Below are 18,246 nucleotides of genomic sequence, written 5' to 3'. Positions count from 1 at the left end.
TTTTATTTACTAATTGGTTTTAATTGATCTATCGGCCAACGCGGCTTAGCTTGAACCGCTAAATCTGTTGTCTCGCCATTTTTCAAACGTTGCATTCCCGCATAAGCAATCATGGCACCGTTGTCGGTACAAAATTCAGTTCGTGGATAAAAAACCTCACCACCAATCTTTTTCATCACCGCTTCAAGCTCTTGGCGTAAATAGGTATTCGCACTCACACCACCCGCCATAACAAGACGCTTCATGCCTGTTTGTTTTAATGCTCGACGACACTTAATTGCTAAGGTATCAGCAACGGCCTCTTGGAAAGCAAATGCAATGTCAGCACGGGTTTGCAAATCATCATCGTTAGCTCGGATTGTATTTGCAGCAAATGTTTTTAAACCTGAAAAACTAAAATCTAAACCTGGGCGATCAGTCATAGGACGAGGAAATTTAAATCGTCCTTTTGTTCCGCTCTCTGCTAATTTTGATAGCAAAGGACCGCCTGGATAATCAAGACCCATTAATTTAGCTGTTTTATCAAATGCTTCACCAGCTGCGTCATCAACAGACTCACCTAGAATGGTATATTCACCAATACCGTTTACTTCAACCATCATGGTATGGCCGCCAGAAACAAGAAGAGCTACAAATGGAAATTCAGGTGGTTCATCTTCAAGCATTGGAGCCAATAAATGGCCTTCCATGTGATGAACAGGAATAGCAGGAACATCCCATGCATACGCAAGACTACGACCAATAGTTGAACCAACCAACAAGGCTCCTACTAAACCTGGACCTGCCGTATAAGCAATTCCATCGATATCATCTTTGGTCATGCCAGCATCATTTAATGCCGCTTGAATTAATGGAATCGTCTTTTTAACATGGTCACGAGAGGCCAATTCAGGGACAACACCACCGTAATCTGCGTGCAGTTTTACTTGGCTATAAAGTTGATGAGCTAATAGCCCTTTTTCATCATCATAAATCGCAACACCCGTTTCATCACACGAGGTTTCAATGCCTAAAATTCGCATATTTTTCTCAGTTACCTGTTAATTTAACGCCATATTACCTACATCACTAAGCTACCTCAAGCGACGTGATGACTAGAGAAGGTAAAATAAACAAAGAAATTACTCAATTCTTAATCAAGAATGCTTTACAAAACGCCTCGATCGGATTAAAATTCGGCACCAATTTGAATAATAGCTGGTTAATTATAACTACCAGCGAATTGACTAACACCTGAGGTGAAAGGCATATGCCAGTAGTTAAAGTACGTGAAAACGAACCGTTCGACGTTGCACTACGTCGTTTCAAGCGCTCTTGCGAAAAAGCAGGTATTCTTTCTGAAGTTCGCCGTCGTGAGCATTACGAAAAACCTACTACAGTACGTAAACGCGCTAAAGCAGCAGCTCAAAAGCGTCACGCTAAGAAGTTGTCTCGCGAAAACGCACGTCGCGTTCGCCTGTACTAATAACTTACCTAATTTAGGACTAAGTTATGGCTCTAATTGAACAACTCAAAGACGAGCAAAAGTTAGCGATGAAAGCCAAGGACAAATTACGCCTTGGCACAATTCGTTTAGCTTTATCTGAAATTAGACAACGTGAAATCGATGGTCATACTACTTTGTCTGACGATGATATCATTGCTGTTTTAACTAAGATGGTTAAACAACGTCGTGATTCAGTCGCGCAGTTTACTGCCGCTGGTCGTGATGATCTTGCAGATAAAGAGAGCGCTGAGATTTCAGTTCTTGATGACTTTATGCCGCAAGCACTTACCGATGAAGAAGTTGCTGAGTTATTAGACAAAGCAATTATTGAATCTGGTGCTGCTGGAATGCAAGATATGGGCAAGGTGATGGGCGTATTAAAACCTCAAATCCAAGGCCGCGCTGACATGGGTAAAGTAAGTCAATTAGTTAAATCTAAACTGGCTTAATACTACTCTATTTATAAAACAAGCCGTGCTATCTTTGATATGCACGGCTTGTTTGTATTTAAAGGAAAAGAAAAAGATGGCAGGACATATCCCTCGCAGTTTTATTGATGAGCTTTTAAATCGACACGATATTGTCGATATTATTGACGCAAGAGTAAAACTGAAAAAACAAGGGAAAAACTACGGTGCCTGTTGTCCATTTCATAATGAAAAATCCCCTTCTTTTTCTGTTAGCCAAGAAAAACAGTTTTATCACTGTTTTGGCTGTGGCGTTCATGGCAATGCCATTGATTTTCTGATGGAATTTGATCGTTTAGAATTTGTCGAAGCCATTGAAGAACTTGCTTCAATGCTTAGTCTTGACGTTCCGCGTGAACAACGCAGTGGTTTCAATGCCCCTTCAGGCCCAACAGCAAATACCGAACAAAAACGAAGCTTATATGACTTGATGGGTGGCATCAGTCAATTTTATTGTTCCCAATTAAAATCCGCAGCAAATATTCATGCAATCAACTATCTTAAAGATCGTGGACTCTCTGGCGAAATCGTTCAGAAGTTTGGTATCGGTTATATTGCAGATGAATGGGAGTTGGTGAAAAACAATTTCGGCCGAGATAAGACATCACAAGATGCTTTAGTCAGCGGTGGGATGTTAATTGAAAGCGATAATGGCCGTCGTTATGACCGTTTCCGTGGTCGAGTTATGTTTCCAATCCGAGATCGCCGAGGGCGTGTTATTGGATTTGGTGGCCGTGTAATTGGTGAAGGCACTCCTAAATATTTAAACTCACCAGAAACGCCTATTTTCCATAAAGGCAAAGAACTATATGGTTTATATGAAGCACTGCAAGCTTATAAAGAATTACCACAAGCGTTAGTCGTAGAAGGCTATATGGATGTGGTTGCTCTTGCTCAGTTTGGTGTTGACTATGCGGTGGCTTCTTTAGGCACAGCAACCACTGGCGATCACATGCAATTGCTCTTTCGTCAAACAAGCACTGTTGTGTGTTGTTACGATGGTGACCGAGCAGGTCGAGAAGCGGCATGGCGCGCAATGGAACAAGCTCTGCCATACTTAAATGATGGACGCCAATTAAAGTTTATGTTTTTACCTGATGGGGAAGACCCAGATACGTATATTCGTCAACATGGCAAAGCTGCATTTGAACAAGAAATAACTCAAGCAGAATCACTCATTAATTTCATGTTTAGAAGCTTGGTTGATCAAATTGATACGAGCAGCCGTGAAGGTAAAGCTAAGTTAACCACACTGGCCGTTCCACTCATTGATAAAGTTCCCGGTGGTACATTACGTCTTTATTTACGTGAGCAACTTGGCAAAACGCTTGGAATTATGGATGAAAGTCAATTACAGCAACTAATATCTAAGCAAGGCGCGCCCGAAGTAAAAAGGCAAGCACAACCAGAAATAAAACGAACCGCTATGCGTGAAGTGATTACTCTCTTACTACAGAATCCAAATCTTGCTCAGTTAGTGCCAGATTTAGAGAGCGTAAAAGAGATCCCACTGCCAGGATTAAGTTTATTTCTTCAATTACTTGAAAACTGTCGACATAACCCCCATATCTCTACAGGCCAATTATTAGAATATTGGCGCGGTGATAAAAATAGGCAACTATTATCACGCTTGGCAGAGTGGGTACTCCCGATAGACCAAGACAATATACAAGATGTATTTATGGATTCGCTGGACAATATTTTAGCCCAGTGCATCAATCAACAAATTGAAAATTTGCAGACGAAAGAAAGAACACTTGGCTTATCAGTCGAAGAAAAACGGGAGCTGCTAGCCTTAATGCTAGAACTAAAAGCATAAAATCCCACCATCGTCATCAATAAGAAAATTTGTTATCATTAGTGGTTTGCATTTCGCATACTAATTCCGTCACACAGACCAAAAGTAGGATACCGTCTATGGATCAAAATCCGCAGTCACAGCTAAAATTACTTGTAATCAAAGGCAAGGAACAAGGCTATCTGACCTACGCAGAAGTTAACGATCACCTACCAGAAGAAATTGTAGATTCTGAGCAGGTTGAAGATATTATTCAAATGATCAATGACATGGGCATCAAAGTGGTTGAAACCGCTCCAGATGCTGATGATATGTCATTGAATGATGATGATGCCGTAACTGATGAAGATGCTGCAGAAGCCGCTGCAGCCGCACTATCAAGTGTAGAAAGTGAAATTGGCCGTACAACAGATCCAGTTCGTATGTACATGCGTGAAATGGGTACCGTTGAACTTCTTACTCGTGAAGGCGAAATCGACATCGCTAAACGTATTGAAGAAGGCATCAATGAGGTTCAGTGTTCTGTTGCTGAATTCCCAGGCGCAATTTCATACCTACTAGAACAATTTGATAAAGTTCAAGCCGAAGAAATTCGTCTTACTGATATCATTTCTGGTTTTGTTGATCCTAATGATGATGGCTCTGCAGCACCAACAGCAACACACATCGGTTCAGAACTGAGTGAATCAGATCTTGAAGACGAAGATAAAGATGCTGAAGATGATGACGAAGACGAAGAAGAAGAAGATGTAGGTATTGATCCAGAGCTTGCTTTGGCTAAATTCACTGAGCTTCGAACTTCTTATCACAACATGCAACTTGCTTTTGAAGAGCATGGCCGTGATAACGGTAAAGCACGTGAAGCGATTAGTCAGTTAACTGACGTCTTCCGTGAATTCAAACTTATTCCTAAGCAGTTTGATTACCTTGTTCGCGAAATGCGTGGCAGCATGGATCGTGTTCGTACGCAAGAACGCCTAATTATGCGTATGTGTGTTGAATATGGAAAAATGCCGAAGAAATCATTTATTTCATTATTTTCAGGCAATGAATCGTCTGATGAATGGTTCAATGAAATTCTGGCTTCAGATAAACCATATGTTGAACGCTTAAAGCGTTACGAAGAAGACATTCGTCGTTCAATCAAGAAAATTGACAACATTGAAAAAGAAACAGGTTTACCTGTTGTAAATATTAAAGACATCAGCCGTCGTATGTCTATCGGTGAAGCAAAAGCTCGTCGTGCAAAGAAAGAAATGGTTGAAGCCAACTTACGTCTTGTTATTTCAATTGCGAAAAAATACACAAACCGTGGTCTACAATTCTTGGATCTTATTCAAGAAGGTAACATCGGTCTGATGAAGGCTGTAGATAAATTTGAGTACCGTCGTGGTTACAAATTCTCTACTTATGCGACATGGTGGATCCGTCAAGCGATCACTCGTTCAATTGCCGACCAAGCACGTACAATCCGTATTCCAGTTCACATGATCGAAACGATCAACAAACTGAATCGTATTTCACGTCAAATGCTACAAGAAATGGGCCGTGAACCATTACCTGAAGAACTTGCTGAACGCATGCAAATGCCAGAAGACAAGATCCGTAAGGTTCTGAAAATCGCTAAAGAGCCAATTTCAATGGAAACACCAATCGGTGATGATGAAGATTCGCACCTAGGTGATTTCATCGAGGATAATACCCTTGAACTTCCTGTTGATTCTGCAACTTCAACAAGCTTGAAATTTGCAACTAACGATGTTCTTGCTGGTCTTACACCTCGTGAAGCAAAAGTACTTCGTATGCGTTTTGGTATCGATATGAATACCGACCATACTCTTGAAGAAGTAGGTAAGCAATTTGATGTAACACGTGAGCGTATTCGTCAAATCGAAGCAAAAGCGTTACGTAAATTACGTCACCCTAGCCGCTCGGAAGTATTACGCAGCTTCTTAGACGAGTAATTATTACTGTCATTATTTATCAATAATATCCAAAAGGTGAGCTCAGGCTCACCTTTTTTCGATCTAAAGGCATTTTTTTAACTAATTGATTAAAAAGCAAACGCCTTCTCTCTAGACACCCTTTTCATCTTCCCCTATAATCGACCACCTACAAAGGCCCCTTAGCTCAGTGGTTAGAGCGCACGACTCATAATCGTTCGGTCCCCAGTTCAAATCTGGGAGGGGCCACCAAATTAGAAAAGGCTGATAAGTAAATTACTTATCAGCCTTTTTGCTTTTCTATTCTTTCTGTTTTCTTTTTATTATCAATACATAACCCATCAAAAGTAAAAATAATGATAATTCAATCGTTGCTCTCATCAAACCTGAAGTAAACACCGCAACAGCAATAAGAATAATGATAATACTAATAATTACTTTTTTATTCATATTCTCTATCCTTGAGTAATTAGAATAGAGATTATCCCTTACTGTCTTTTAGTTAAAAAATAACCTTTTCCTCTATCAAAGATCCAATTGCACTATCCATCTCTCACTATTAACCATTCATTTTGTGGATATTTAATAAACCTTCCTATACTCAAAATAATACTCCATTTGATTAAGGGATAATCAATGAAAAAATTATGTGCATCGCTATTACTTCTTTCTGCATCTTCTTTCGTCATGGCTAATGAAAGTACACCAGCACAAACACCTAAAATCAGTGGCTTTTATATTGGGGCCGGTTTGGGTACATTTGGTTATTCAGAAGAAGACTCTTGGGGCTATAGTAATAATAAAATAGAAGCAAAAGCAGATGGAAACACCACAAAAGTCTACCTTGGTTATCAATTTAATAAGATTGTAGGTATCGAAGGAACTTATACCAATTACGGAAAAGTAAAAGCAAAAGTCGATGGCTATTCTATGGAACCTACCTCGATATCTCTTGCCGCTAATTTAGGCTACACTTTTGACAGTGGTATTCGTCCATTTGGCCTTATTGGGATGTCTAATTTAGATTTAAATCAAAATAAAGAGTACCTTAGCGATGATAATGGCGCAGCCTTCAAATTTGGTTTTGGTGTTGAATATACACCAGCATCTCTAAAGGGAGTTCAACTAAGAGCGGCTTATGAAATGGATATGTACGCTGTTGACTATATTGATGTTCAAAATGGTTTCACAACAGACACAAACTTATACGCTCTCGATTCTCTGTACTTTGGTGCATCGTATAAATTCTAACGTGATTAACCATTGTAAATGAAGTAGTACTTGGCAATCCAATTACTGCTCTTATTGATAATAAAAACAAGAAATCACCTTTACCTCCTCTATTTTTTCTTTTCCTTGATATACACTTAGTTCATCTAGATGATCATGACTCTCGGTATAACACACAACAAAAACTAACAAAGGTTATATATGTACAATCTTGCCACTAATCTTGAGCGCAACGCCACTTTTCGTCCAAATAACATTGCACTAATCTTCCAAGAGCAAAAAATTACTTATTTTGAATTAAATAAAAAAGTGAACGCCATTGCTGATCATTTAACTCAACTTAATATCAAACCTGATGAAAAAATTGCCTTGTCATGCCCCAACACGCCCGAATTTGTTATTGCTTATTACGCCATACAGAAAATAGGTGCCGTTGTTGTTCCACTTAACGTGATGCTTAAAGGCGACGAAGTGGCTTACCATTTGAAAGACTCAGATGCAGTAGCTCTTATTTCATATCAAGGCTCAGATGCCATGCCTATTGGTAAGTTTGGCTACGAGGGTTATGAGAAAGCCGATTTTTGTGAACACTTTATTTTAATTGAAACCACTGAATCACAAAAATCCATCGCTGCTCATTCTTTTAACCAATGGCTAGAAACAGGCAGAGAAAACTTTGAGAGCGTCTATCGCACCGCTGAAGATAGCTGTGTCATCCTCTATACATCAGGTACTACTGGTGCAGCAAAAGGGGCGGAGCTAAGCCAAAGTAACATGCTATGTAACGCACAAGCTTGTCAATCGTTGACCAATCAGAAAGGCACCGATGTGAGTATTGCCATACTTCCATTATTCCACACTTTCGGTCAATCACTGATCATGAACACCTCAGTTCTAGCCGGTAGTGCATTAGTTCTTATTTCACGCTTTGTGCCTAAAACCGTTCTTCAGCAAGTTCATGAACATAAAGTGACGCACCTTGCTGGTGTGCCTACGATGTTCATTGGTTTACTTGCTTATGCAGAAAAACACCCAGGCGAATATCTAAAAGAGATAGCACAAACGCTTAAAGTCGCGATCTCAGGCGGTGCTTCCATGCCCGTTGAGGTTCTTAAACAATTTGAAGAAAAGCTACAAGTTCCAGTAATCGAAGGTTACGGTTTATCTGAATCGTCCCCCGTTGCTGCATTTAACCATTTAGAATTTGAAAGAAAGCCCGGCAGTATTGGACAGCCTTTACCGGGAGTCACAATGAAGGTAGTAGATAAAAATGGCCATGAATTACCAATAGGACAAGAAGGTGAGCTCGTTATCCGTGGACATAACGTAATGAAAGGCTATTACAAAAAACCACAAGAAACCGCAACAACCATTATTGATGGGTGGCTACATACCGGTGACATAGTGCGCTTTGATGACGAAGGCTATATTTATGTTGTTGACCGCTTAAAGGAATTAATCATAAGCGGTGGTTATAATGTTTACCCACGAGAAGTGGAAGAGATCTACATGAAACACCCTTCTGTACATTTAGTTGCAGTCATCGGCGTTGAACACCCTCGCTTCGGCGAAGAGGTAAAAGCATTTGTCATTCTAAAAGAAGGACACTCTGTATCAGAAAAAGAACTTATAAAATGGAGCAAACAACATTTAGCTGATTATAAGTGCCCTAAACACCTAGAAATTGTGGAAGCCTTACCTATGACTGCGACAGGAAAAATTTTAAAACGTATGTTAAAGCCTTAGGCGATTCAAATAACACTCTTTATCTCAAGTATATTCCCGTATAAAAAATAGGTATATACTTGTGCTACAACTTAATAATTGGATAACTAACATGTCAAATAAAACAGATAAAGGCATCTGGTTTGCTTATATTGCTAGCCTACTAACGCCAGTCACATTAATGGCTTCAGGCATTGTTGCGATTATTTATGCTGGATACCAAATGAATAAGGGAACTAACGATGAAGTCATCGATAGTCACTACTATGCCATCATCAAAAGTTTCTTTCTTTTTCTTACTTTCTTTGTGGTACTTGCGGTTACTGCTGCAACAATGAGCGGCATGGTTGCAGGCTTAGAATACTGGATCCATAGTTCTATTCTTAATAAAGTATATTCTGCCATTCCTATTATTGGCGCCATTATTTCCATTCTTGCTATTGCTGCTTGGTTTGTGAAATTGGCAAAAGGAATGCAAAAACTTAAAGCATATCAACCAATTGAAAATCAATAATATAAAGGCACTTTCTGTGCCTTTTTTATTTCGCTCCGTAAAATAAATATTTAATAAAAATCCCTACAACAAGAAAGTGATCTTCATCTGTTTTACTGTTAGAATTTGCACCAAAATAGATAGAAAATTACAGAAAAGATCTGAACGAAACAGTGTTGAGTAATGTAAATTTGTTTTTAATATTGTGATTAAAGTGCAAATTGTTCATCTGAATCAATAATCCATCACTCTTTTCGTTCTAAAATACAGACAATTATTAAATTTATATGTTTAGCCATAGAGGCATGAAGCTAGAATTTGTTGTTATATTTCAACACTTCATTCCATTAGGCTGAACATTACTTCGTTTATCATTTTAAATATACTTATCTGGAGAGATTTCTCACATGAAAAAGACCAAAATCGTATGTACGATTGGCCCAAAAACTGAATCAGTAGAAAAACTAACTGAACTGGCTAATGCTGGCATGAACGTAATGCGCCTTAACTTCTCACACGGCGATTTCGCAGAGCACGGCAACCGTATCGATAATCTTCGTCAAGTAATGAAGAACACAGGTAAGCAACTTGCTATCCTTCTTGATACTAAGGGTCCTGAAATCCGTACTATCAAACTAGACAATGGTAATGATGTTGCTCTAGTTGCTGGTCAAGACTTCACATTCACAACTGATATTTCAGTTGTTGGTAACAAAGATGTTGTTGCTGTTACTTACCCAGGTTTTGCAAAAGATCTTGTTGCTGGTAACACTATCCTTGTTGATGATGGTCTAATTGAAATGGAAGTAGTTTCAACTACTGAAACTGAAGTTAAATGTAAAGTACTTAACAACGGTGACCTAGGCGAAAACAAAGGTGTTAACCTTCCTGGCGTTTCAGTTAAGCTTCCAGCTCTTTCTGAAAAAGATAAAGCTGACCTTAAATTTGGTTGTGAGCAAGGCGTTGATTTCGTTGCTGCATCTTTCATTCGTAAAGAAGAAGATGTTAAAGAAATCCGTGCTCTACTTGTTGCTAACGGCGGCGAGAACATCCAAATTATTTCTAAGATTGAAAACCAAGAAGGTGTAGATAACTTCGATTCAATCCTAGAAGCATCTGACGGTATCATGGTTGCTCGTGGCGACCTTGGTGTTGAAATCCCTGTTGAAGAAGTAATCTTTGCACAGAAGATGATGATCGAGAAATGTAATCGCGCACGTAAAGTTGTAATTACTGCAACTCAAATGCTTGATTCTATGATCAAAAACCCACGTCCAACTCGCGCAGAAGCGGGCGACGTAGCTAATGCAATCCTTGATGGTACAGATGCAGTAATGCTTTCTGGTGAGTCTGCGAAAGGTAAATACCCTATCGAAGCTGTTACTATCATGGCGACAATCTGTGCTCGTACAGATGCAGTATTAAAAGCAGAGCTTAGCTCTCGCCTAGACAGCCCACGTCTACGTATCACAGAAGCGGTATGTAAAGGCGCTGTTGATACAGCTGAGAAACTAAGTGCACCTGTAATCGTAGTTGCTACAGAAGCGGGTAAATCAGCTCGTTCTATCCGTAAGTACTTCCCAACAGCAAGAATCATTGCCGTAACGACTAATACTAAGACAGCAGCACAACTTTGTCTTTCTAAAGGTATTACACCAATGGTTGTTGATGCTATCGACAGTACTGACGCATTCTACCTACGTGGCAAAGAGCTAGCTCTTGAGTCAGGTATTGGTGCTAAAGGCGATATCGTTGTTATGGTTTCTGGTGCTCTAGTACCATCAGGCACAACTAACACAGCGTCTGTACACGTACTATAATTCATTTGAATTCATAGGGCTGGTACATCGTTCGATAAAAAGAGGGCTTATGCCCTCTTTTTTTATAAGTTTTTATTGCACAAATTATACGATACGCTACACTCAGCATCAGAACGAAAGACGGTATAATGATTATTATGGATCATATTCTACTTTTTGTAATGACTATTTATATAAGAGAGTGACAAGTGTCTAGCCCAACCCTTACTGATAAAGTATCAAAAATGATCCATCAAGATATCCTGAATGGCTCATTAACCCCTGGTAAAAAATTGGTTGTTGCCGAATTAAAAGAACGTTATAACGTTGGTGCGTCACCTATTAGAGAAGCGCTTGTTCAATTATCATGGAATAAATACGTAAAGCTTGAACCTCAGAAAGGATGCTGGGTTGCATCTATCTCACAAGACGAATTAAAAGAATTATTTGAAGGTTTACGTATTGTAGGTAATGCTTTATTGCAAAAAGCAATCAGTCATGGCGATGAAGCTTGGGAGCTAAATGTTCTTACGCACTTCCATAAATTAAGTAAAATAAATCTAAATAATCTTTCAAAAGAAATGATGATCGACAGGGAAGAGCGCCATTTAGCTTTTCATTCTGCGCTTCTTGAAGGAGCTAACGCTCCTATTATGTACCAATTCCATCAAGATCTAATCAATCAAATTAAACGTTATAGTCACCTTCAAAGCACTTATACAAACATTACTGACGAACATATTAAATACCTAGAAGAACAAGAGTCTATTATGAAATCGGCTCTGTCTCGCCACTCGACTCAAGCAATCGAACTCTTAGAAAAACACTATATAAAATCAATGAATCGATTAGCTAATTCTTTTGCGGCTTAATAAAAAGAAAGATTTAAGACATAAAAAAACCAGACATTATTGTCTGGTTTTTTTCGAATATAGTTACCAACCAAAAAACTCTTTATTATGAGTTCCAATCAGCAATACCATCAATAAGAAATAAATAGCACTCAATTTAAATCCTAAAACAACCAAGCCAACTACAGTTAATCTAACTAAAAAATCAGTAAACATAGAGACCTCACACCATCATTAGCCTGTTGGTATTATCCCTTTAACACAATAGCATCCTACTATAAGCTTATTAACTAATAGAAATAAGTATAGATAATATTATACTTTAGTCTAATGTGCTTTTCCCTACCGCTTCTACCTCAGAACAATTACGTATAGAGGTAATGCGCATTCACTTCAATAATTCGTTAGTATTTATCTATAATAACAACCACTGACATTCCTTTAAGAACGGACTTAGCTAACTGACTTTCTAAGTGAGATTTATGCAGTAATGCGAGTAATGCTTCAAAAGGAATATCAATTAAGCCCAGCGATAAAAAAGGGCTTAATTGATAAATAAACAAAAGCTAAATGTAAATATTACACCCTTAATGCTTTTTCCCCACGAGCAATACCAACAACACCACTTCTCGCCACTTCGATAACGTCAGTGACTTCAGACATCGCGGTAATAAATGCATCAAGCTTCTCTGAGGTTCCAGTTAGTTGGATTGTGTATAAAGAGCTGGTTACATCTACGATTTGTCCACGAAAAATATCCGCAGTGCGCTTTACTTCCGCTCGAGCAAACCCACAGGCTTTAACCTTAATAAGCAATAACTCTCGCTCTACGTGATCCGAATCCGTTACTTCTTGCACTTTAATTACATCTATCAATTTATGTAATTGCTTCTGAATCTGTTCAAGCTCCATAGCATCACTCGCTGTAGTGATGTTTAAACGCGATAAAGTAGCATCTTCAGTCGGAGACACCGTTAATGACTCAATATTGTAGCCTCGTTGAGAGAACAGGCCTACAACACGAGATAACGCCCCTGATTCATTTTCTAATAGCAGTGAAATGATATGTTTCATTACGTTCTCTCCGTCTTACTTAGCCACATCTTATCCATTGCTTCCCCTTTAATTTGCATTGGGTAAACATGTTCCGTTTCGTCTACATTAATATCAACAAAGACCAATCTATCTTTCATTGCTAACGCTTTTTCTAGACCAGATTCCAGTTCATCAGGGTGATTAATTCGGATTCCAACATGACCATAAGCTTCTGCAATCGCTGCAAAATCAGGAACAGAACTCATGTAAGAGTTTGAGTGCCTACCTTGATAAATAATATCTTGCCATTGTTTAACCATACCTAAGAATCGGTTATTAAGATTAATAATCTTTACAGGAATATCATATTGAAGCGCCGTTGATAGCTCTTGAATATTCATCTGAATACTACCGTCACCAGTAACACAAACAACAACTTCATTAGGATGAGTAAACTTAACGCCTAATGCTGCAGGTAAACCAAAACCCATTGTTCCTAAGCCACCAGAGTTTATCCAACGACGCGGCTTATCAAATGGGTAATAAAGCGCGGCAAACATTTGATGTTGGCCTACATCAGAAGCAACGTAAGCGTCGCCATTGGTTAATTTATACAGTGTTTCTATCACTTGTTGTGGTTTGATTTTATCCGGTGATGCTTTATATGCTAAGCAATCACGAGCACGCCATTCAGATATTTCACTCCACCACGCTTCCATCGCATCGGTATCATTATGTCCATCTTGATCTTTCATTAATGACAACATTGATTCAAGAACTACGTCAGCAGACCCAACAATTGGTACATCTACTTGAATGTTTTTAGATATAGATGAAGGGTCTATATCTATATGCATAATCGTTGCATCGGGACAGTATTTTTCTAAATTATTCGTCGTACGATCATCAAATCGAACACCAATACCAAAAATTAAATCCGCATTATGCATTGCCATATTGGCTTCGTAAGTTCCATGCATACCTAGCATTCCTACGGAATTTTTATGCGTACCAGGAAAAGCACCTAATCCCATTAAAGTGCATACAACGGGTAAATTTAAGCTTTCTGCCAATGTAAGAATTTGCTTATCCGCTGAAGAAATTATGGCACCACCACCAACATACAGTACTGGTTTTTTGGCGGCTAATAACGTTTTTAACCCTTTTTTAATCTGTCCTTTATGCCCTGTCGTTGTTGGATTATAAGAACGTAATGAAACCGACGTAGGATACTGATAAGGGAATGTAAATGCGGGACTCATGACATCTTTAGGTATATCAATAACAACAGGGCCAGGGCGTCCTGTAGATGCAATATAAAATGCTTTTTTGATGATTTCAGGAATGTCTTCGGCTTTTTTAACTAAAAAGCTATGTTTAACTATCGGGCGAGAGACACCTACCATGTCGCACTCTTGAAAGGCATCAGTGCCAATCATATTGTTTGGTACGTTTCCAGAAAGCACTATCATCGGAATAGAGTCCATATAAGCTGTCGCTATCCCTGTAATCGTATTTGTTGCTCCTGGACCGGAACAAACAAGAACGACTCCAGGTTTCCCGGTAGCGCGGGCATAGCCATCAGCCATATGTGTAGCGGCTTGTTCATGCCTCACTAATACATGTTGAATAACGTCACTCTTCATGTGCAACGCATCATAAATATCAAGAACAGAACCCCCAGGGTATCCGAATATGTGCTCTACACCTTCATCAATCAAAGATTGTACGATCATCTCTGAGCCAGATAACATTTCCATATTTATCTCCAGACATTAAACCCTCTAATAAACGACATGAATTACCGATTATTAGTGATTTACATAGTTAGGGCTTATTTTTAGCCTAAACCGAAATTAATTAGATTAAGATCCTATGTAAATGGTGATTTACGATAACAAAAATCAACATTACGAAACAACTTTAACCTTTTCGCAGCACTTTGGTCTAGAGGGTATTTGACAGGTTAGAATATAGCTTCACTTAAAAGGTAAAGTTCAGTTATTAAGACTATTAAAAGCAAACAAATTCAGTGCTAAAAACCAATAAATTTAAAATAAAAAGAGATAATAAAAAATAACACCACCATATTAAGGTAGCTAATGATCTCATTTTTTATAGGCATAAAAAAACCAGTCTAAATAGACTGGTTTATACGCTCTAACTAAAAGAAAATTTACTTATCTTTTTTCTCTTGCTTTTCGCTATACATCTCATCAATTTCGTTTTGGTAACGTTCACTGATCACTTTGCGACGCAACTTTTGAGTTGGTGTTAATTCACCTTTATCCATCGAGAATGATTTAGATAATAGCGTGAATTTTTTCACTTGCTCAAAACGAGCCAGTTCTTTTTGTAGATTTGCCACTCGTTTTTCTAGCATCTCAACAATTTCACTGTGCTTAACTAAATCCATACGGTCATGATAAGCAATATTTAACTCTTTAGCGTATTCTTCTAATGCATCGTAACAAGGGACAATCAATGCTGAAACAAATTTACGAGTGTCCGCAATAACTGCAATTTGTTCGATAAAGTGATCTTTACCGATAGCACCTTCAATCACTTGCGGTGCTATATATTTACCACCTGACGTTTTCATAAGCTCTTTAATTCGGTCAGTAATATATAAATTACCTTCCTTATCAAACTCACCAGCATCACCCGTTTTTAAGAAGCCATCTTCTGTAAAGTTTAGAGCGGTTTCTTCTGGTTTATTATAATACCCTTTCATAACCATTGGGCCACGAACTAGGATTTCATTCTTTTCACCAATTTTAACTTCAGCGCCAGGCATTAATGTACCAATAGAGTCTGGATGAAACTTACCATCTTCCCAACATGAAATAGTGGCAGTGGTCTCTGTCATGCCATAACCTAATTTAACATTAACGCCAAGAGCATGGAAAAAACGACCAATGGTTGCATCTAATTTAGCGCCTCCACAAGGCATGAAATTAATATTCCCACCTAGGATCATGCGTAATTTAGAGAGAACTAATTTATCTGCCACCTTATAAGCTTGCTTTAGAGCCCATGATGGTTCTCGACCTTCTTGTTTACACACCGACATTTTTGCTCCCATGTTTACCGCCCAAGTAAACATCACCTTACGATGAGCAGGAGCACGAGATACTTTTTCATGTACTGTTGAAAATATTTTCTCATAGAAACGAGGAACCGCACACATTACCGTTGGTTTCACTTCTGTTAGCGCTTCTTTAATTAGGTTTGTATTTGGTAAATAACAGTTTACAGCACCTTTGTATAAAACATAAAAAGTCCAAGCACGCTCAAATACATGAGAGAGAGGTAGAAAACATAACGATACATCTTGCTCAGTTAACGCTAAGTTTGTGTTATGCCCAGCTAACTGAGAGCCAATATTAGTGTAATCTAGCATTACCCCTTTTGGCTCCCCTGTTGTGCCAGAGGTGTAGATCAACGTAAGTAAATCATCCATCTCTGCCGTATCAAGACGGTGAGTTAATTCTTCTTGATGTAATTCACTTGCTGTTGATACGAAGTCATTCCATGAAACACCCGCTTCATGATCATTTAAATCAATATCATCACTTAACGCTACAATATGAGTCAATTGTGGACATTGTTCAAAAATTACAATAGCCGAATTATATTGCGCTTGTTCACCTACAAATAATATACGGATATTAGCATCATTAATGACATAGGCCGCTTGTGTTGGTGTATTCGTCGGATAAATTGGAACAGGGACTGAACGTAATTGCATAGTTGCAAAATCAGCAACCGTCCAACGAGGCATGTTATTGGCAAAGATCCCTACTTTCTCTTGTATTTTCAATCCATGAGCTAATAATGCCAAAGATAGAGTATCCATTTGTTGGCCAAACTCACCCCAAGTAATATCACTCCATGCTGAGCACTGAGTATCACTCCAAGCACCACATTTACGTTCACGTAATGCAGTGTCATTTGCTCTAGTTGCAATGTGCTGGCGGATCTCTTTTACAATATGTAGGTTTTGAATAGTCATCTCGTATCACCTTTAGGCTTACAGGTGTAAGCTATAATCTGCACAAATTGTACAAGTGGTAATAAAAAAGGCAACTGTTTCTCTGTATAAAATGTAAGTATTGTTGTGTGAAACTCATTTCAAGATAACTCTATTAACAAAATAATTATTTAAACTCTACATTCTGTTTATATCGTATGTATACCAACAAAAAAGGCAGCCATTTATAGGCTGCCTTAATCTCGTTTTTTAGTATGAAAACATGGTTTAAAACATCATTCCTTTGCTTGAAGCAACGACTTCCTCACCACAGATAAGCATTAATTGATCTCTCATCCAAATATGACCTTTGTCTTTTTGGTATGAATCATGCCAGCTTAAGTAGCCACGAATGCTTTTTGATTCGATTGGCAGCGGTAATATCATCAATTGTTCGCGATTCTGCATTGAGCTCACTAACCATTTAGGCGCTACTGTTATTAAATCTGATTGAGATACAACATACAGAACATTACTGATGCTTGCGCCTTTATAGGCCTGTTCATACAGAGAATCCATATAAAGATGATCAGCAAATCCTTTTGTATTTTCAACACGAGCAGGAACCGCGTGTTTTTCGTTTGCTAATTGTTCTTTCGTAATCCCGCCTTGAATACGCGGGTGATTAACTGAAGCAACAACAACTAATTCATCCGTAAATAGTTCAGTGCTCATGTAGCCAGGTTCATCAAAACGCACGTAATCAATCACAAAGTCTACTTCTTGATATCGTAATTTTTGAGCGATATCTAGATCATATTCACCTGATAGCTTTAAACTAATATGAGGTGCTTTTTGTTGAATATCTCTCAAAATACGTGGGGCAAAGCGCATGTCTGATGGGCTGCAAATTGATAGCTTAAATTGTCTTGCTGAGCTTTCAGGAACAAACGTAGAACTAGGCAGTTCATTTTTAACTAATTGTAATGCTTGGCGCATTGGTGCAAACAATTGACGAGCTCGTTGAGTTGGTTGAATTCCACGGCCATGACGAATAAATAATTCATCATTAAACATTATCTTTAATCGAGATACCGCATTACTAACCGCAGGTTGTGACATACCTAAATTTTGCGCTGCTCGAGTAATATTTTGCTCTTGCATTACAGCATCAAACACCGTCAATAAATTTAAATCGACACTACGTAATACTTGTTCTGAACTTGTTATTGATGTTGATTCTTGGGTAGGTTCTGTACTCATGGATGACTCTCTCAATCGGCAGTTTAATTCAAATTAAATAACAGAGAATGACTACAGGTCTTATTGTTATGTCGAGATATTGACCCTGTATATATTAGCCACTACTCAATTATCATCACTGAATATATTTTTAAAATCCATAGCACTAAAAGAATTTTAATTTTAATTTATGCTTAATTAACA

The 18,246-nt window shown here is 38.4% G+C and carries 17 protein-coding genes and 1 tRNA gene; 10 read left to right on the top strand and 8 right to left on the bottom strand.

What is annotated here, in order from left to right; all coding sequences use genetic code 11:
* Nucleotides 1-2 precede the first annotated feature (2 nt).
* Nucleotides 3-1,022, bottom strand: coding sequence for a tRNA (adenosine(37)-N6)-threonylcarbamoyltransferase complex transferase subunit TsaD (gene tsaD, locus A6E06_RS15645; RefSeq protein WP_065594172.1), 1,020 nt, complete (start codon nucleotides 1,020-1,022; stop codon nucleotides 3-5).
* Between the two features lie 227 nt (nucleotides 1,023-1,249).
* Between tsaD and rpsU the strand changes: the two genes are divergently transcribed.
* From rpsU to A6E06_RS15620, 5 genes are all read left to right on the top strand, one after another.
* Nucleotides 1,250-1,465: a 30S ribosomal protein S21 gene (gene rpsU, locus A6E06_RS15640; protein ID WP_005421025.1), complete on the top strand. Its 216-nt coding sequence runs from the start codon at nucleotides 1,250-1,252 to the stop codon at nucleotides 1,463-1,465.
* Nucleotides 1,466-1,491: 26 nt separating this feature from the next.
* Nucleotides 1,492-1,935 (top strand): GatB/YqeY domain-containing protein, encoded by a 444-nt coding sequence (locus tag A6E06_RS15635; RefSeq protein WP_065594173.1) that lies wholly within the window; start codon nucleotides 1,492-1,494, stop codon nucleotides 1,933-1,935.
* 76 nt (nucleotides 1,936-2,011) lie between these two features.
* Complete coding sequence (dnaG, locus tag A6E06_RS15630; RefSeq protein ID WP_065594174.1) at nucleotides 2,012-3,772, top strand: DNA primase; 1,761 nt, start codon at nucleotides 2,012-2,014, stop codon at nucleotides 3,770-3,772.
* Between the two features lie 50 nt (nucleotides 3,773-3,822).
* Nucleotides 3,823-5,715: an RNA polymerase sigma factor RpoD gene (gene rpoD / locus A6E06_RS15625; protein WP_369688353.1), complete on the top strand. Its 1,893-nt coding sequence runs from the start codon at nucleotides 3,823-3,825 to the stop codon at nucleotides 5,713-5,715.
* A gap of 155 nt (nucleotides 5,716-5,870) precedes the next feature.
* Nucleotides 5,871-5,946 (top strand) — tRNA-Ile (locus tag A6E06_RS15620).
* Between the two features lie 48 nt (nucleotides 5,947-5,994).
* On the opposite strand, the gene A6E06_RS20015 is transcribed toward A6E06_RS15620, so the two are convergent.
* Complete coding sequence (locus A6E06_RS20015; protein WP_176713298.1) at nucleotides 5,995-6,144, bottom strand: hypothetical protein; 150 nt, start codon at nucleotides 6,142-6,144, stop codon at nucleotides 5,995-5,997.
* A 186-nt stretch (nucleotides 6,145-6,330) separates the two neighbouring features.
* Here A6E06_RS20015 and A6E06_RS15615 point away from each other — a divergent pair, with 186 nt between their 5' ends.
* The 5 genes from A6E06_RS15615 (at nucleotide 6,331) to A6E06_RS15595 (ending at nucleotide 11,813) form a co-directional block, all read left to right on the top strand.
* The gene (locus A6E06_RS15615) at nucleotides 6,331-6,945 is read left to right on the top strand and encodes an outer membrane beta-barrel protein (RefSeq protein WP_065594176.1); all 615 of its coding nucleotides are present in this window, start codon (nucleotides 6,331-6,333) and stop codon (nucleotides 6,943-6,945) included.
* Between the two features lie 180 nt (nucleotides 6,946-7,125).
* Nucleotides 7,126-8,670 carry a long-chain fatty acid--CoA ligase gene (locus tag A6E06_RS15610; protein WP_065594177.1) on the top strand — a complete coding sequence of 515 codons (1,545 nt, stop codon included), beginning with the start codon at nucleotides 7,126-7,128 and terminating at the stop codon, nucleotides 8,668-8,670.
* 91 nt (nucleotides 8,671-8,761) lie between these two features.
* Nucleotides 8,762-9,163, top strand: coding sequence for a hypothetical protein (locus tag A6E06_RS15605; protein WP_065594178.1), 402 nt, complete (start codon nucleotides 8,762-8,764; stop codon nucleotides 9,161-9,163).
* 386 nt (nucleotides 9,164-9,549) lie between these two features.
* A complete protein-coding gene (pykF, locus tag A6E06_RS15600; protein ID WP_065594179.1) occupies nucleotides 9,550-10,962 on the top strand; it encodes a pyruvate kinase PykF in 1,413 nt (470 codons plus the stop codon).
* 188 nt (nucleotides 10,963-11,150) lie between these two features.
* Nucleotides 11,151-11,813: a GntR family transcriptional regulator gene (locus A6E06_RS15595; protein WP_065594180.1), complete on the top strand. Its 663-nt coding sequence runs from the start codon at nucleotides 11,151-11,153 to the stop codon at nucleotides 11,811-11,813.
* Between the two features lie 63 nt (nucleotides 11,814-11,876).
* Here the strand turns inward: A6E06_RS15595 and A6E06_RS20160 are convergent, their stop codons facing one another.
* The 6 genes from A6E06_RS20160 to leuO form a co-directional block, all read right to left on the bottom strand.
* The gene (locus A6E06_RS20160) at nucleotides 11,877-12,008 is read right to left on the bottom strand and encodes a hypothetical protein (RefSeq protein WP_141676989.1); all 132 of its coding nucleotides are present in this window, start codon (nucleotides 12,006-12,008) and stop codon (nucleotides 11,877-11,879) included.
* A 188-nt stretch (nucleotides 12,009-12,196) separates the two neighbouring features.
* Nucleotides 12,197-12,355 (bottom strand): hypothetical protein, encoded by a 159-nt coding sequence (locus tag A6E06_RS20010; RefSeq protein WP_176713297.1) that lies wholly within the window; start codon nucleotides 12,353-12,355, stop codon nucleotides 12,197-12,199.
* Between the two features lie 16 nt (nucleotides 12,356-12,371).
* A complete protein-coding gene (gene ilvN / locus A6E06_RS15590) occupies nucleotides 12,372-12,866 on the bottom strand; it encodes an acetolactate synthase small subunit (protein ID WP_065594181.1) in 495 nt (164 codons plus the stop codon).
* Nucleotides 12,866-14,587 carry an acetolactate synthase 3 large subunit gene (locus A6E06_RS15585; RefSeq protein WP_065594182.1) on the bottom strand — a complete coding sequence of 574 codons (1,722 nt, stop codon included), beginning with the start codon at nucleotides 14,585-14,587 and terminating at the stop codon, nucleotides 12,866-12,868. Before A6E06_RS15585 ends, ilvN begins: the two co-directional genes overlap by 1 nt.
* Before the next feature lie 416 nt (nucleotides 14,588-15,003).
* A complete protein-coding gene (locus tag A6E06_RS15580; RefSeq protein WP_065594183.1) occupies nucleotides 15,004-16,842 on the bottom strand; it encodes a long-chain fatty acid--CoA ligase in 1,839 nt (612 codons plus the stop codon).
* A gap of 246 nt (nucleotides 16,843-17,088) precedes the next feature.
* On the bottom strand, nucleotides 17,089-18,063 hold the full coding sequence (leuO, locus tag A6E06_RS15575) for a transcriptional regulator LeuO (protein ID WP_065594184.1): 975 nt from the start codon (nucleotides 18,061-18,063) through the stop codon (nucleotides 17,089-17,091).
* Nucleotides 18,064-18,246: the final 183 nt, after the last annotated feature.

The organism is Aliivibrio sp. 1S175 (assembly GCF_001690985.1).
GTDB lineage: Bacteria > Pseudomonadota > Gammaproteobacteria > Enterobacterales > Vibrionaceae > Aliivibrio.
The sequence above is the reverse complement of the archived record's forward strand: the minus strand, read 5'-3'. Positions and strand labels throughout refer to the sequence as shown.